The sequence below is a fragment of the Stutzerimonas nitrititolerans genome (assembly GCF_003696285.1).
Classification (GTDB): domain Bacteria; phylum Pseudomonadota; class Gammaproteobacteria; order Pseudomonadales; family Pseudomonadaceae; genus Stutzerimonas; species Stutzerimonas nitrititolerans.
In genome coordinates this window covers 72,738-87,328 of sequence record NZ_RFFL01000003.1, presented here as the reverse complement: position 1 = coordinate 87,328, position 14,591 = coordinate 72,738, and the positions used below count along the sequence as shown (strand labels likewise).

Below are 14,591 nucleotides of genomic sequence, written 5' to 3'. Positions count from 1 at the left end.
CAAAATCAGCCGCATAGCGCTCATGAGCAACCTTACAAGATTGTAATTTCAACTATTGAAACGGACGAACTCTACACGTGTCGGATTTATGTGCTACCTGAGGAATGCCTCGGGCCGGCTCAAGGCTGAACGCTTAAATACGAACTTTGGAGGAAGTCATGACTAATACAATGTTCAATAGCTGCATTCAAGCTTGTTCAAACTGCGCACTAGTGTGCGAAGCATGCGCATCTGCCTGTTTACGCGAAGAAAACGTACAAGCGATGGCTCGTTGCATTGAGCTCGACAGGGATTGTGCTGACATGTGTGCTCTGGCAGCCAGACTCATGAGTCGCCAGAGCGAGTTGGCTAAAGAGTTTTGTGCATTGTGTGCAAAAATTTGCCGGGCCTGCGGTGAAGAGTGTGCCAAGCATCAGATGGATCACTGCCAAGAATGCGCGAAAGCCTGTATGAATTGTGCTGAAGAATGTGAGCGTATGGCTGTATAACCAGCAAGCCGGCTCCTGCCAAGATAGTGTTTATGGTCTTGGCAGGATGGCGCTGTTATTCAGCAGCGGAACACCTACTTCTTATACCCAAACCAACGCGCTTGGCTTTACTACTGCCACTCTTATGCAGAGAAATCGGCCACTTTAAAAATAAGTGATAAGCCAATCGCAACGATCATGCGACTGGCTTATAACGACTTTTTTAAATCATTAACCGTTATTTATTCCAACCGGCACGCTACGGAACTCAACTGAGTGAACGAGTCCATCAGGAGTACGAATTTTGATTTCGTATGGCTGCACGCGACCACTTGACCTGCCTACAACACTCTTGCCACCCATTGGAGACACACTTAGAACATCACCGCTTTCAAGAAGGACTTTTAGAGCCTGCCTGCCCTCGGCGGTCGAATAGTCATGCTGCATCGTGGAATTTCGATCCACTTCAGCCATTGCGAAGGAAGAAGTGATGGCTATAACAACAGCAAAAACAGCTGCAATATTTTTCATCGGTAACACCTCTTGGTAGTTGATGCTAGATAGCTTAAAGGTGCCAACCTTACGCAAAGATGTTCCTTGCATTACAATATTGCAATGCGGAGCATGTTTCTAAAACGTACTAAAGCAGCGAACTAGCCCTAACTCAGTAAATGCTCTCGCGGAGCAAGTATTCTAGAAACTTGGCTTATCCAGCGAATCTACTAGCCTAAGTTTGACTCCGTACCAATGAAGCGAGTACATGAGTCGCGCTCGCGCAATCCCGCCCAAGTGCCTTGGCAGATCGGTCGCTCACGCGGTCCCGCCATCAGTTGAGAACGTCTGCATCGCGTGCCGCCTGCTCGCGCTCGGTCTGGAGCCACTGCTCGAACGAGCGACTCTGCGCCTGCCCTTCCCTGGCCGCGTAATAGACAAGCCGCAGGTCGCGATCCACATCGATGGACAGCGAGGTATGGTCGAATACGACGGGCCCGATATCGGCCACCTGGAAATGACGAATGCCCTGGCAGGGGCCGTGGATGTCCTGCTGCCGCCACCACGTCCGGAAGTCGGGATCGACCTTTTCCAGGTCCCTGACCAGGCTCCCGATATCCGGGTCCTGCGGGGCGCGGACGAAGTCGCGGCGAAAGCTCGACAGGATCTGCAGCGCCTGATCCTGCCAGGGATCGAGCAGCGCGCGCATCGAGGGTGCGGTAAAGAGCAGCCAGAGCAGGTTGCGGCGCTCGACCGGGACGCTCGAGAAGCCGAACACTTTGTCCGCCGCCGCGTTCCAGGCCAGCACATCCCAGCGCAGGTTCAGCACGTAGGCCGGGCGCAGCGGCAGGTCGGCCATCAGCCGGTGCACCAGCGGCGGCACCACGCACCAGGTCTTGCCCGGCTCGGGCGGCAAGCGCTGGTGGGCCAGCAGGAACAGGTGGCGACGTTCGGTCGCATCGAGCTTCAGGGTCCGGGACAGGTTCTCCAGGAACGAAGCGGAAACGCCGATCTCGCGGCCCTGCTCGAGCCAGGTGTACCAGGACAGCCCGACCCCGGCCAGCGCGGCCACCTCTTCGCGCCGGAGCCCGGGGGTACGCCGGCGCCCGCCCGAGGGGAGCCCGACCTCCTGGGGCGTGATGCGCTCGCGCCGACTGCGCAGGAAGTCGGCCAGCTCCGCCCGGTTTCGCTCGAGACTGCGTGGCGCGCTCATCCGGTTACCTCCAGTAATAGCATAAACGGTCAAATTGTAACCCCATCGAAGCGGTACTAAGAATACCTCCTCGTCGTCCCGAAGGCCCGCGCCAGAGCGCATGGGTCGGCGTCTTGACCGTCAGGAGAGATACGGATGTACCAATCACTACTTCGCGAACAGCTGGAGTTACTGAAGTCCTCCAATCAGTACCGCACCTTCACCACCCTGAGCCGGATCTGCGGCCAGTACCCAATGGCGAAGCTGGCGGATGATCGACAGGGTCCCGTCGTCGTCTGGTGCAGCAACGACTACCTGGGCATGTCCCAGCATCCCGCCGTTTGCCAGGCGATGCACCTGGCGCTGGATGCCTACGGCGCGGGCTCCGGCGGTTCGCGCAACATCGGCGGTTCCCACGAGCTGTATGCACGGCTGGAAAACAGCCTGGCCGACTGGCATGGCAAGGAAGCGGCACTGGTGTTCCCGACCGGCTTCGGCTCGAATGACGCCACGCTGCAATGCCTGTTGCGCCAGATCCCCGACTGCGTCGTGGTCAGCGACGCGCTGAACCACGCGTCCATCGTCAATGGCATCCGTGCCACGCCCAACGAGCGCAAGGTGTTCGGCCACAACGACGTCGAGCATCTGGAGCGGATCCTGTCGAGCTATCCGCTCGGCCAGCCGAAGCTCGTGGTGTTCGAGTCGATCTATTCGATGGACGGCGACATCGCCCCCATTGCGCAGATCGTCGAGCTCGCGAAGCGCTACAACGCCCTGACCTACCTGGACGAGGTGCACGCGGTCGGCATGTACGGCCCCCGTGGTGCCGGCGTGGCGGCCCAGCTCGGGCTGGCCGGACAGGTCGACATCATCCAGGGCACCATGGCCAAGGCGATCGGCGTGATCGGCGGCTACATCGCCTCCAGCCATGTCATCGTCGACGCCGTGCGCTCCTTTGCCACCGGCTTCATCTTCACCACCTCCCTGCCTCCGGCCATCACGGCCGGCTGCCTGGCCAGCGTCGAGCACCTCAAGGCGAGCGAGGCGGAGCGCAGCCGCCTGCATGCCGGTACCGCGCTGCTTCGCGAACGGCTCGCGCAGTACGACATTCCCGTCATGCCCTGCTCGCACACCCATGTGCTGCCGGTGCTGGTCGGCGAGGCCGAGCGATGCAAGGCGGCCGCGCAGCGCCTGCTGCATACCCATGGCGTGTACCTGCAGCCGATCAACTATCCCTCGGTGCCGATCGGCACCGAGCGCTTTCGCGTCAATGCCACGCCCAACCACAGCCGGGTGCAGATCGAACACCTGGCCATCGCCCTTCGAGAGACCTTCGAGCATTTCGCCATTCCCCTGGCCTCGGCCGCGTTTGCAACGGAGGTGGCCTGATGAGCGGCCCTCTGGTCAACGTGCGAATCGCCACGGCGGTCGACGTGGCCATGCTGATCGAGCTGCGGGCGCATCTGCTCGACGGCACGCACGCCAGCTATTCGGCCCGCACGCCGGCGGAGCAGGCACGCTGGCGCGCTGCCTACCGCAGCTGGCTGGGCGGCACGCTCGGCACGAACGACAACGTGCAGGTACTCGCCGCCGAGCACCGCGAATCCGGCCAGGTGATTGGCTGCGCCACCGGCATCATCGATGCGAGGGCGCCGTCGGCCGCCAACGTCAACGGCCTGTCGGGCTGGGTACAGTCGGTGGTGGTCGCGCCGCAGTGGCGTGCTCGCGGGATCGCCAGGCAGCTCATGCAGCAGCTGCTGCGCTGGTACGCCAACCGCGAGGTTGCGACGGTCGTGCTCCAGGCCACCCCGGGTGCGGAAGGGCTCTACCGGGCCCTTGGTTTCGAACCCAGCCACGAACACCTGCTGATTCGTCAGGAGGCGCGCGAATGAAGATCTTGATCATCGGCCTGGGCTACGCCGGCCAGCGCTTCCAGCGCGCGTTCGAGCATGTCGGCGCCTGCTCGGGGATCGCGGTTTCGATCACCTATGTCGACTGCCGGCCGAAACGGACGACGCTGAGGCCGTTCGAGCGTATCGATGGCGCGCTGCGGGACTTCAGGCCCGACATCGTGGTGGTCAGCGTCAACGACATCAGCCATGCGGCCGTTCTGGAACAACTGGCCGGGTACCGCGGCTTCGTCGTCTGCGAGAAGCCCCTGGCTTCGCCGCCGGACGACCTGGCGAAGATCCAGGCGGGACTCGCCACGGCCGAAGGCTTCGCCCTGAACCTCGTCGAGCGCTATTCGGATGCGAGCCGCGTGCTGCGCGACTGGGTGGCCCGCCACGAGTGGAAACTGGTGCGTGCCAGCTTCCACTGGGGCAAGGACCGCATCAACGACCATCGCCCCACCTGTGGCGTAACCAGCGAAGCGATTCATGCGCTGGACCTGCTGTCCTGGCTCTGCCCCGCGGCAGGGCCGCTGTCACTCGCGGGTGTGCTGGGCGTGCGCTCCGACTTCTCGATTTCGGGTGATACGGTACTCGACACCCTTCAGCTCACCGCAACGCTCGGTGATGCCCCGGTGGCCGGCTACGCCAGCTTTGCCAACGTCGTCCGGCAGCGCACGGTGGACCTGTCCCTGGTCGACCGCGAGGAGCAGCTGATCCATGCGCGCCTGACCTTCGATACGCCTCGGTGGGACCACGATCATCTGCGCATCTGGATGCGTGACACGGACGGCACCGAGCTCGTGCTGCATGAGGTGACCGTAGCGCCCTGCCAACCCGGCCTGGAGACGCTGCACAAGCTGTCCCGACTCTGCCTGCGGGTGGTGGAGTGGGTCGCACACCGGCAGCCGCCCGACCAGCCCTTTGCCGATCTCGAGACGGCGCTGGGCCTGCAGCGCCTGCTCAATGCACTCGAGGCTCGCGCGCTGACCCCACCCCCGGCCCGCTACAACCCCGGCGCTACACGCGCCCTGCTGGCCGAAGACAGCGACCTGGAAAGCCTCGGCTAGGCCGTCATATCTGGAGAAAAAACCATGTGTGGAATCGCGGGATGGCTGGACTACAGCCTCGATATGCAGATGCAACGGGACACCCTGCAGCAGATGACCGACACCATGGCCCGACGGGGCCCCGATGCCGGAGGCCTGTGGCTGGACGGCCCCATCGGACTGGGGCATCGCCGGCTGTCGATCATCGACCTGGCGGGCGGTCGGCAGCCGATGCTCGCCCGCCAGGACGATGGGCGGGAAGCGGCGGCCATCACCTACAGCGGCGAGATCTACAACTATCGCGAGCTTCGGGCCGAGCTTCAGGTGCGCGGTCATCGCTTCGAGAATCACAGCGACACCGAGGTCGCCCTGCGCGCCTACCTCGAATGGGGCGAGGGCTTCGTCGATCACCTCAACGGCATGTTCGCCTTTGCGCTATGGGACCTGCGCAGCCAGCGACTGCTGCTGGTGCGCGACCGCATGGGCGTCAAGCCGCTGTACTACTACCAGACGGCCAGCGGCGTGCTCTTCGGCTCCGAGCCCAAGGCGCTGCTGGCCAATGCGCGGGTTCCGCGCAAGGTCCGCGCGGACGGACTGCGCGAGATCCTGGAGATGGTCAAGACACCGGGGCATGCGGTGTTCGACGGCATGCGCGAGGTGCTCCCAGGCGAGCTGGTCCGCATCGACCATCAGGGCCTTTCCCGCCGCCGCTACTGGCAGCTCGAGGCGCACGAGCATCCGCACTCCCTCGAGCAGACCATCCGTCATACGCGAGACCTGCTCGAGGACATCGTCGAGCGGCAGATCGTCTCCGACGTGCCCCTGTGCAGCCTGCTGTCCGGCGGCCTCGACTCGTCGATCATCACGGCCCTGGCCTCTCGTAAACTGCTCGCCAGCGGCAAGGGCAACATCCGCTCCTTCTCGGTCGACTTCCGCGATCATGGCAACGGCTTTGCCAGCGACGCGGTGCGCGGCACGCCCGATGCGCCCTTCGTGCGGGACCTGGTCGAGCGCATAGGCTCCAGCCACAACGAGATCGTCCTCGACAGTCACGAGCTCGCCGACCCGGCACTTCGCAGCCAGGTCATACGGGCGCTCGACCTGCCGCCGGCCTACTGGGGCGACATGTGGCCATCGCTCTACCGGCTGTTCCAGGAGGTGCGCAGGCACTCGACCGTTGCCCTGTCCGGCGAAAGCGCCGACGAGGTATTCGGGGGCTATCGCTGGTTCCATGATCCGGCGGCGATCGAGGCGCCGACGTTCCCCTGGCTGGCATCGGTGACGGGTCGGTACTTCGACGGGAAAACGCTGTTCGACGGCGGCCTCCTGCGCCAGCTCGACATGCCGGGCTTTCTGGCCGACAGCTACAGCCAGGCGATCGCCGAGACGCCCGTGCTGCCTGGGGAAAGCCCCGTTGAACGGCGCATGCGCGAGATGAGCTACCTGAACCTGACGCGCTTCGTGCAGACGCTCCTGGATCGCAAGGACCGCATGAGCATGGCCGTCGGCCTGGAGGTCCGAGTACCGTTCTGCGACCACCGGCTGGTCGAATACGCCTTCAACATCCCCTGGCAGATGAAGGCATTCGACGGTCGCGAGAAGAGCATCCTGCGTGCAGCGACCCGCGACCTGCTGCCGGAGTCCATCGTCGATCGGGTCAAGAGCCCCTACCCCTCCACGCAGGACCCTGCCTACGAGCGGGCGCTGCGCACGTCGCTGGCCACGATCATGGCCGACCCCGCCGCCCCCGTACGCGAACTGCTCGACCCGGTGCGCGTGAAGGAAACCCTCGGCAGGCCGCTCGGGGGGCTCTCGCCCATGTACGACCGCATGGGCATGGAACTCGCCGTCGGGCTCAACACCTGGCTCACCGAGCAGGACATCAGCCTCGATCTCTAACCCATCCGGGCGCGGTCCTGAGGGATCGCGCTGCGCCTGTCCAGTGGAGTTCCACCCCATCATGAGCAATCCCACCTCCAACCAGTTGCCCATCTACCTCATCGCCCTCGGCGCGTTCGCGCTCGGGATGGCGTCCTATGTCACCGCGGGGCTGATCCCCATGATCGAGACCTCCTTCTCGGTCTCGGTCGCCGTTGCCGCGCAGCTGGTGACGGCCTTTACCCTGGCCTACGGGCTCGGCTCACCCGTGTTTGTCGCCTTGACGCCACCCGACAGGCAGCGCACGGGGCTTCTCGTCGCCCTCGCCCTGTTCGTGGTCGCCAATGCGGCCAGCGCCCTGGCGACCAGCTTCGACAGCCTGATGATCTGGCGCGCCGTGGCCGGCATCGGCGCGGGCGTGTACCTGGCCATGGGTATCGGCGCCTCCGCCGCGCTATCGACGGCCGAGCGACGCGGCAAGTCGATCGCCATCATCATGGGCGGCATGGCCAGCGGCGTAGTGCTGGGCGTCCCGCTGAGCCTGATGATCGCCGACCAGACGGGGTGGCAGGGCGCACTCTGGCTGGTCACGCTGCTGGGCCTGCTGGCCCTGGTCGGGCTTGCGCTCATGCTGCCGGCGCTGCCCGCGGCTCCCGCCAGCTCGCTGCGCCAGAAGCTGGCCATCCTCGCCGATGGACACGTGGTGACCATCCTGCTCGTATCGCTCCTCGCGGCGATCGCCAGCCTCGGGATGTACACCTTCATCGCGCCACTGCTGGCCGACCCGGCCCACGGCGCGGTCCGCTCGGTAACACCCTACCTCTGGATCTGGGGCATCGGCGGCGTGCTGGGCAGCTTTCTCGTCGGCCCCGTGGTGGACCGCGTCCGCGGCCCCGTGCTCGTTCTCGCGATCATGCTGATCCTGGCGGCCTCGCTGTTCCTGCTGCCATTTGCGGCCGCACTGGGCGCCTGGCTGGTCGCACTGCCCATTGCGCTTTGGGGGGCCGTTGGCTGGGCGCTGCAGGTCCCGCAGAACAACGAGCTGATCTCGGCACGGCAGGCACAGGGCGACGGCAATCTGGCCATCGCGCTGAACGAGTCGGCGCTCTATCTGGGCAGCGCCATCGGTGCGGCCGCCGGCGGTTTCGTCCTGTTGCTGCAGTTGCCCACCTGGACGCTCGCTGCCAGCGCGGGTGCGGTCGCACTGGTCGGCGCCCTGCTTCAGGTCGTCAACCTGCGACGCCAGCCGGCCTGGCCCGGCACACCCCGGCCCGAACCCCATCACTGATCGTCACGGGAGACAGAGACGTGGAGCTTCGCCATCTTCGCTGTTTCGTCGTGGTTGCCGAGGAACTGCATTTCGCGCGCGCCGCGGCGCGCCTGCATATCGAGCAATCGCCTCTGTCACGGATCATCAAGGACCTGGAGTACAGGCTGGGCGTGCAACTGTTCGAGCGCACGACACGCCGCACCCGTCTCACCTGGGCGGGCACCGTACTGCTGGAGGAGGCGCGACGCATCTTCGCGGTGGTCGACCAGGCAAAGGCCAGCGTCAGGGGCGCGGCAACCGGCTATCGCGGGCGACTGCGCGTCGCGCTGTCGGACGGCATTCCCCAGTCCCGGCTGGCCACCCTGCTCGCCCAGTCCCGAGAACAGGATCCGGAAGTGGAAATCTGCCTATACGAGGTACCTTCCGCCGACCAGGTCAGGGGCCTGCAGGACGACCTGTACGACGTGGGCCTGACGCAGAGCGCAAAACGGATCGAAGGCCTCGTTACCATACCCGTATGGCAGGATCCACTCGTCGTCGCGCTGCCCGCCCGGCACCAGTTGCTCGCGTATCGTGAAATTCCGCTGGAGGAAATCGCGCAACATCCGCTGGTGCTGTGCGAGCCACAGGTGTGCGAAGGCTTCTGGCAGCAGTTGCAGCCGCTCCTGGGACCGATCGAGTCCAGGCTGATCATTACCGAGCGCGTCCCTACGCTCGACCTGATGATGGCGCTTGTGGCAGCGGGCTACGGCCTCGGCTTTTCAAGCCTGGCGCGGATTGCCGAGCTCAACAATCCCGACGTCGTAACGCGTCCCCTGGCTGGCGGTACGCTGCTGACCACATCTCTGGTGCGACGTGATGTCGAACCTTGCGAGCAACTGGGTCGATTCATCAACCGCGTCATGCGGATCGACCATGATGATGCGCCGCCCGAGGTTGCCAACCTCGCAGACGGACAAGTCGTGGAAGTTCGACCATGACAGTGCCCGCAGCAGGAGCCTCGAAACAGTGCTATCATTTGATGCATTCAGATACGTCAAATGAGGGTTTCGATATGAGTGCCTTGGCGAAACGGCCTATCAAACGATCCTCCAGCGTCACGGAGAAGCCCAGTTTCTGGAGCATGGCACATGCGCTAGCGGCAATTACCGAGCAGGAGCGACTGGCACGGATTCGAACGGGCTTTGAGCCTTACTGGCTGGTGGCGACCAAGTCCGCGTTCCGCCTGACTACCCCCATGATCGCAGTCATCGCGAACGTATCGGCCTCGACGGTCGAACGTCGGCTGAAAAGTGACGAGGCATTGGACCCCATAGCATCGGAGCGCATCGACCGCCTGGCTCAGGTGGCGGTGCTGGCCGAGGATGTTTTCGAAGACAAGGACGTAGCCGGCGCATGGATGGCAACGCCTAACGATTCGCTTGGAGGGGAAACGCCTCTCTCGCTATGCGAGACGGAGCTTGGTGCACGGCAGGTACGCCGGGTTCTGCATGCCATCGAATGGGGCGGCGCGGTCTGATGCGAGCCTGGCGGATCTCGAAAGCCAGACGCGCCGTCGATCTTTCGGGTATGGGCGCGGCACTTGAGGGTGGCCGCTGGAATGATGCTGAAGTACCAGCCGTCTACCTGGGCCTGTCGCCTGCGATCTGCTGTCTCGAGACCTTCGTCCACCAGACCCGGCGCCCGGTGATACCCATGAAGATCACCGAGCTGGAACTGCCTGATGACTCCGAGCTTTACCTCGAGCCCGATGTGGAAAGCCTACCGGTTGGCTGGGCATCCCTGCCGCCCGATCGGCCAAGCATGTCCTTTGGCACCGCCTGGCTGAAGAGCGGGTCGCACCTGGGCCTGATCGTGCCTTCAGCCGTGATGCCGCTGGAACGGAACATCGTGCTGAACCCCAAGCACCCCGCAATGGAACGAATAATGATCAGCCGGGTGATGGATTTCGCCTATGACGAACGGCTGTTCGCCGTGCGATCGTAATCCGCTTCGCCTATGGCGCAGAAACATCCACTTTCTCACTGCGTATGTTGAACGTCTGAGTACCGACAAGTCAGTCGACTAAGCGACCAATTGGCAACCGGCAGAAATCGGCCAGAAGCAGCCGATGACGACAGATAAAAATTGCCCAGAAACGGCCCTCAAGGGTGCCTACGAATCTAGAGAGATTCAGCCTCTACTGCATGGTTTACAAGAAGAGCCCATCGGCAACATCTTGGAAGTATGCAGCCACAAGCTGCCCTGCTCGGTCGGTGCTGATGGCTGAGTCGGGACAAAACTCTGGAATGCTGCCGGGCGGACGCTGGTAAGAAGCCTGCGCCCGCCCGGCGACATGTTACATCTGGCTCTTAGTTACTCCAGTACAGTTGTGGGTAGACAGAACAGTTTGCTTGAATCGCTGCAAACTACGGCGGCCACTTGGTGAAATAGAAACGGTAATGGGCCGCCAGAGAGAGGGGTGAGTCAACTTGCCGTGTTTGCCGCCACGTCGATAACCCCACCCGTGTCGCACCAGGCACCGTATGACGAGGTCGAAGTCTTTGTCAGAGCAGTACTTCCTCATGATGCCTCCCCCGGTGCTGTTGTGTAACGGGAGCGAAAGCCGGCTGGGTTGAAGCGCATTTCGGAAAAGGCTGCGGCGGCACCGGAAGGTAAAATCGGTCGGCTGTAGAGGTAGCCTCCTTTCCCAGTTGCTTGGTTTTGGAAGAAACGGCCATATGGGTCGACCATAAGGTACGACTCACACATGTCGCTATTGTCCTCGACGCACTGGATTGATCGGAAAGCGCTATGTCTTTCCACAAAGGCTGCAAAGGCCTCGTCGCTAACGGCAAGGGTGGCATCAACTATTGGTAGCATCCGCAGCACCTTCCAGCGCTCTGGGCGAACTCGTGTGATTAGTCCGCTCAAGTCTTCATCGGCATTTAAGGCGTTGACGACGGTATTAATCTTGATCTTGAGTGCGGGGTTAACTTGACGAGCAAAGTCCAGGTTCGCGGTCAGCTCATTTAGACTCAGCCGTTGCCCGCTTCTTTCTACCCGTCCTATTGCAAGGTTGGTCCCAGAGTGCGTGGAGTCTAGGCTGACACCTAGGTAGGTCAGTTGCGGTGCAAGCTGCTTTATAACGTCAGATGTCAACCTTGAAGCATTGCTGATAAGTGAAACCTCGAACCCTACTTGTTTGGCCGCGCGGGTGATGTCTAGCAGGCGCTCTCCGAGTATCGATGGCTCTCCGCCAGCCAGGTTCAGGCGCAGAGTGCGCCATGAGAGGGCATCACGCAGAGGATTACTGGTGTTTGTCGGCTGAAAATACCGGAACAACTCTGCCAGCAAGTGCTGGCTGCGGTCGCGATCGTGAAATAGCTCGCGGGGACAGGGGTGATCCGTCCATTTCGCATAGCAGTATTGGCAGCGGTAATTGCAGGCCTCCGTCACGTGCCAGTTGATGGTCAGAGCGTCAACGTGGGCAGGAGCTGCTTTTACAGGGCTGATGGGGAAAATCAAATTTTCTTTGGACATGCGTCAACTCCTTGGCGATCGCAGTAGTGCGGTCGGTAAAAGGTTCTGCATGGCGGACGCGAGGCGTCAGAGCAGGAGCATCAGGCTCCAGTACACCGTGACTTTTCTTGTTGCGGGTGGTTACGGATTACGCATCATATTGCGCCGTGTCTTGAGGGCTCCCTCTGGGTCTATGGGAAGATCGAGTGCGCGCCGCTGACTCATTAGTAGCCACCATTCAGCGGCGATCAGCCCACGCTTGAAGTCCTGAACGCTTTTTCTACTGTTGGTTTCCCGGCGCACGGCGCGATAAGCCTCTTTCGCGACATCGCGGACGCTCTCATCAGGGTCGAACTGCCGGGTAAAAAAGAGGGTTTTATGCGCCTTACCGTTAGGGTCAAGGCCGACTTCCAGCAGCGCCTTCAAATATCCTTGACGCCAGATAGCCGATTGCTCGGTCACCTGGCTATCGGCGTACCGTTCATCTTCGGGCTTCTTTTCGCCTTTGCGCAGGCGCAGGCGGCTAAGGCAAAAATCGATAAGATCAAGGGCGAATGACCGGTAGATCTCCAGCTCAGCTGCTTCACATTCCTGCCGATCAACATAAGGCGTTCCGTTGACTTTTTTTGCGTGAAAGTTCCTAGCTAGCTCACTCAGTGGGCTGTACCAACTGACAGCCTTGTCGCTGTGAAGCGAGCTGAAGCGTGATAGTGACTCGTCGGCGAACGGCACGTACGACGAGCGCATGAGCATCAGGCGATGTCGAAGTGCTTTCCGCGGGTCTAGGTGCGATAGCCTGCTCAACAGTGCATCGAGTTGGTTGTTCAGATCAGGCTCTGCCGCATTCGACAGTCGGCTGCGCAACAGTCCGAGGCTCTTGTCGATGTAAGGCAGCACGACCTCGTCACTCAATCTACCAATAGCATGGACAGTCCATTGCGGGGTTAGAGCCAGTGGAAACTCGGGGTCGTGAATCAACTTTTCGAGCAGGCTATCCCACCAAGGGTGAAGTTCTCGAGATACTGCTTCACTGGGCAGCCGGAAAAGCCTGCAGGATAGAACGGCCAATGCATCTTTAACGCCCAAGGCATGGATCTCGGCTTCTAACTTGGCTTTCCATATGGCCGAATAGTCCGATGCCCACCACTTTCTGCTGCTCTGATCAGATAGCGTTGGGAACGAGTCCAGTCTGCGTTGTAGTGTTGCTGTTACATCGCTGTGGACTGAGCCCTGAATCCATGCCTCGGTTTTCTCGGGAGTAAGCCGCGAGAGTATGCTGCTAACAGCTTTTTCCTCGGCGGCATCCCACGCCTGCGGATCTGGATTTTGATAGGTGCGCACCTGGACGCATTTATCAAGCTGTGAAGCCCAGTCAGTAACTTGGCTTTCATCAGCATTGGAGAGATCCATGTGGACCGCTAGGGTTTCCTTTAGCTGCAGTTCCAAGTTTATGAGCCAATTTGTGGCAGAGTTGTACAGGTCCTTTTCATCGCTGTCGCCTGAACGTAGCGCCTCTAGGTCAGACCGTAGTGATTCCCCCTCAATATATAGCTTTTGAAAAACGCTTTCGTGCGGGTTACGGAGTCTGCCGGCAGCAGCATCGGATTTAACCCAAGCCTCTAGAAACCTGACCCGCTGAAGCCATTGGTGTGCTGCAGGTGTTGGCGGGCCAGCATGCCGCTGTGTTGACGCAACTGAAATCAGAGCTTTGGCATCAGGGCTGAAAATTGATGCCAACTCAGTCGGGATTTGCTGCTCGTCGTGTGACCACGCGGGCAAGCACGACCAGAGCACCCGCACCCTTTCCCACTCACCTTCTGCAATAAGCGCTGGGTCATCGAATACTGCGCTGTGGAGAAAGTACTCGTTTCCGTACAGCGCGGTTATGAACCAACCGTACTGTGAGTCGGGTTTGAGCTTTTTAAACAGCTTGTAAGGGGAGTGCGGAAAGACGGTTTGGGCTACGTCTTTGGCAAAATCGAGCGTTTCTAAGGTGCGTCCAGTGACATCTTTATGTATGAGAACGAATAGTAGCTGCGCGCGCAGGCGCTCTGCCAGCGGGCCGGATGAGATTACGGCAGCGGCTTGGCCCTCCGTCGTCGCTTGGCTTCGAGCAAGGTCTAACGCTTCTTCCAGTCTGTTAGCGGAGCTGAATACGTGCTGCCAGGTGGTGGCGAAGTGGTTAGTTAGCAATGAGCGGAGTTGCCCGACGACTTCATATTCGTCAAGGGCTTGGATAAAACGCTCGGAGGGGTCGGCTTTTTCGTCAAGGTCGTACTTGCCGAATTCGGCATCAATTCTGCACATGGTTTTCTCCCAATATCAGGATTAGGTTTCATGGGGTACGCACCAGATTGGGTTCTGGCCTGCAGTTGAAACCTCCCGTGCAGCAGAGGGGAGCGGATGGGTGATTAGCCCGTGAGCATCAAGCTCGGTAGCCGACTGTAGTAGCGCGTTCTGCGAAAATAGATGGGCTCGTATCTTTAGTCAAGCATTGATCCAAAGGACGCCAGCTCGCATCACTGGATACAGCCCTAGCTATTTTTCTCCTGACCGGCAGGCGGTAAGCCACGTAAAGGATATGCCGCCCATTGTTTTGAACATCGACTGACGACTACGTATTAGCGCTATGTGAATAGCCTCGGCTTATGTAGACAGCTAATGACCGCTTTTGGCCCGATTGCAGTCTTTCACCCACATTATCCAACTGGTCTGTGCTGTTCGAGCATCTACCCTTGACCAGGCCGGAACTGGCCCCGGCGCGTCCGATTTCACTTCTTTACGCGACAGACATAATCCCCGCCCAAACGGTCTTTGATGTCTTCCCGATGATTACCGACCCTCCCGTTCACG

14 protein-coding genes are annotated in these 14,591 nt (G+C 61.0%); 10 read left to right on the top strand and 4 right to left on the bottom strand.

Annotated elements, in window-relative coordinates:
• The first annotated feature begins 158 nt into the window (after positions 1–158).
• Complete coding sequence (locus EA795_RS04415; protein WP_080586036.1) at positions 159–488, top strand: four-helix bundle copper-binding protein; 330 nt, start codon at positions 159–161, stop codon at positions 486–488.
• Between the two features lie 210 nt (positions 489–698).
• On the opposite strand, the gene EA795_RS04410 is transcribed toward EA795_RS04415, so the two are convergent.
• Together EA795_RS04410 and EA795_RS04405 are read right to left on the bottom strand one after the other, a co-directional pair.
• On the bottom strand, positions 699–998 hold the full coding sequence (locus tag EA795_RS04410) for a hypothetical protein (RefSeq protein WP_080586075.1): 300 nt from the start codon (positions 996–998) through the stop codon (positions 699–701).
• Between the two features lie 295 nt (positions 999–1,293).
• Entirely contained in the window at positions 1,294–2,172 is an 879-nt protein-coding gene (locus EA795_RS04405; protein ID WP_115027863.1) for a helix-turn-helix transcriptional regulator, read from the bottom strand.
• A 135-nt stretch (positions 2,173–2,307) separates the two neighbouring features.
• On the opposite strand from EA795_RS04405, the gene hemA reads away from it, so the two are divergent.
• The 9 genes from hemA to EA795_RS20995 all read left to right on the top strand — a co-directional run bounded on the left by hemA (position 2,308) and on the right by EA795_RS20995 (position 10,506).
• Complete coding sequence (gene hemA, locus EA795_RS04400) at positions 2,308–3,540, top strand: 5-aminolevulinate synthase (RefSeq protein ID WP_014853014.1); 1,233 nt, start codon at positions 2,308–2,310, stop codon at positions 3,538–3,540.
• A complete protein-coding gene (locus EA795_RS04395) occupies positions 3,540–4,043 on the top strand; it encodes a GNAT family N-acetyltransferase (RefSeq protein WP_122075772.1) in 504 nt (167 codons plus the stop codon). The genes hemA and EA795_RS04395 overlap by 1 nt, the downstream gene beginning before the upstream one ends.
• The gene (locus EA795_RS04390) at positions 4,040–5,110 is read left to right on the top strand and encodes a Gfo/Idh/MocA family oxidoreductase (RefSeq protein ID WP_122075770.1); all 1,071 of its coding nucleotides are present in this window, start codon (positions 4,040–4,042) and stop codon (positions 5,108–5,110) included. Before EA795_RS04395 ends, EA795_RS04390 begins: the two co-directional genes overlap by 4 nt.
• A gap of 24 nt (positions 5,111–5,134) precedes the next feature.
• Positions 5,135–6,988: an asparagine synthase (glutamine-hydrolyzing) gene (gene asnB, locus EA795_RS04385; protein ID WP_115027867.1), complete on the top strand. Its 1,854-nt coding sequence runs from the start codon at positions 5,135–5,137 to the stop codon at positions 6,986–6,988.
• Between the two features lie 127 nt (positions 6,989–7,115).
• Positions 7,116–8,255: an MFS transporter gene (locus tag EA795_RS04380; protein WP_240644991.1), complete on the top strand. Its 1,140-nt coding sequence runs from the start codon at positions 7,116–7,118 to the stop codon at positions 8,253–8,255.
• A gap of 20 nt (positions 8,256–8,275) precedes the next feature.
• Positions 8,276–9,217 (top strand): LysR family transcriptional regulator, encoded by a 942-nt coding sequence (locus EA795_RS04375; protein WP_122075766.1) that lies wholly within the window; start codon positions 8,276–8,278, stop codon positions 9,215–9,217.
• Positions 9,218–9,291: 74 nt separating this feature from the next.
• A complete protein-coding gene (locus EA795_RS04370) occupies positions 9,292–9,756 on the top strand; it encodes an Xre family toxin-antitoxin system antitoxin (RefSeq protein ID WP_122075765.1) in 465 nt (154 codons plus the stop codon).
• Positions 9,684–10,223 (top strand): RES family NAD+ phosphorylase, encoded by a 540-nt coding sequence (locus EA795_RS04365; protein ID WP_349771810.1) that lies wholly within the window; start codon positions 9,684–9,686, stop codon positions 10,221–10,223. Before EA795_RS04370 ends, EA795_RS04365 begins: the two co-directional genes overlap by 73 nt.
• A 124-nt stretch (positions 10,224–10,347) precedes the next feature.
• Entirely contained in the window at positions 10,348–10,506 is a 159-nt protein-coding gene (locus EA795_RS20995) for a hypothetical protein (protein WP_158601294.1), read from the top strand.
• Positions 10,507–10,799: 293 nt separating this feature from the next.
• On the opposite strand, the gene EA795_RS04360 is transcribed toward EA795_RS20995, so the two are convergent.
• Together EA795_RS04360 and EA795_RS04355 are read right to left on the bottom strand one after the other, a co-directional pair.
• Positions 10,800–11,759 carry a viperin family antiviral radical SAM protein gene (locus EA795_RS04360; RefSeq protein WP_122075763.1) on the bottom strand — a complete coding sequence of 320 codons (960 nt, stop codon included), beginning with the start codon at positions 11,757–11,759 and terminating at the stop codon, positions 10,800–10,802.
• A 120-nt stretch (positions 11,760–11,879) separates the two neighbouring features.
• Positions 11,880–14,045 carry a hypothetical protein gene (locus tag EA795_RS04355; RefSeq protein ID WP_122075761.1) on the bottom strand — a complete coding sequence of 722 codons (2,166 nt, stop codon included), beginning with the start codon at positions 14,043–14,045 and terminating at the stop codon, positions 11,880–11,882.
• Positions 14,046–14,591 lie beyond the last annotated feature (546 nt).

What these genes read in the sequence shown, in the direction of transcription:
- EA795_RS04415 (WP_080586036.1), top strand. Translation starts at nt 159, where the DNA reads ATGACTAATACAATGTTCAATAGCTGCATTCAAGCTTGTTCAAACTGC.
- EA795_RS04410 (WP_080586075.1), bottom strand. Translation starts at nt 998, where the DNA reads ATGAAAAATATTGCAGCTGTTTTTGCTGTTGTTATAGCCATCACTTCT.
- EA795_RS04405 (WP_115027863.1), bottom strand. Translation starts at nt 2,172, where the DNA reads ATGAGCGCGCCACGCAGTCTCGAGCGAAACCGGGCGGAGCTGGCCGAC.
- hemA (WP_014853014.1), top strand. Translation starts at nt 2,308, where the DNA reads ATGTACCAATCACTACTTCGCGAACAGCTGGAGTTACTGAAGTCCTCC.
- EA795_RS04395 (WP_122075772.1), top strand. Translation starts at nt 3,540, where the DNA reads ATGAGCGGCCCTCTGGTCAACGTGCGAATCGCCACGGCGGTCGACGTG.
- EA795_RS04390 (WP_122075770.1), top strand. Translation starts at nt 4,040, where the DNA reads ATGAAGATCTTGATCATCGGCCTGGGCTACGCCGGCCAGCGCTTCCAG.
- asnB (WP_115027867.1), top strand. Translation starts at nt 5,135, where the DNA reads ATGTGTGGAATCGCGGGATGGCTGGACTACAGCCTCGATATGCAGATG.
- EA795_RS04380 (WP_240644991.1), top strand. Translation starts at nt 7,116, where the DNA reads ATGGCGTCCTATGTCACCGCGGGGCTGATCCCCATGATCGAGACCTCC.
- EA795_RS04370 (WP_122075765.1), top strand. Translation starts at nt 9,292, where the DNA reads ATGAGTGCCTTGGCGAAACGGCCTATCAAACGATCCTCCAGCGTCACG.
- EA795_RS04365 (WP_349771810.1), top strand. Translation starts at nt 9,684, where the DNA reads ATGCGAGACGGAGCTTGGTGCACGGCAGGTACGCCGGGTTCTGCATGC.
- EA795_RS20995 (WP_158601294.1), top strand. Translation starts at nt 10,348, where the DNA reads ATGACGACAGATAAAAATTGCCCAGAAACGGCCCTCAAGGGTGCCTAC.
- EA795_RS04360 (WP_122075763.1), bottom strand. Translation starts at nt 11,759, where the DNA reads ATGTCCAAAGAAAATTTGATTTTCCCCATCAGCCCTGTAAAAGCAGCT.
- EA795_RS04355 (WP_122075761.1), bottom strand. Translation starts at nt 14,045, where the DNA reads ATGTGCAGAATTGATGCCGAATTCGGCAAGTACGACCTTGACGAAAAA.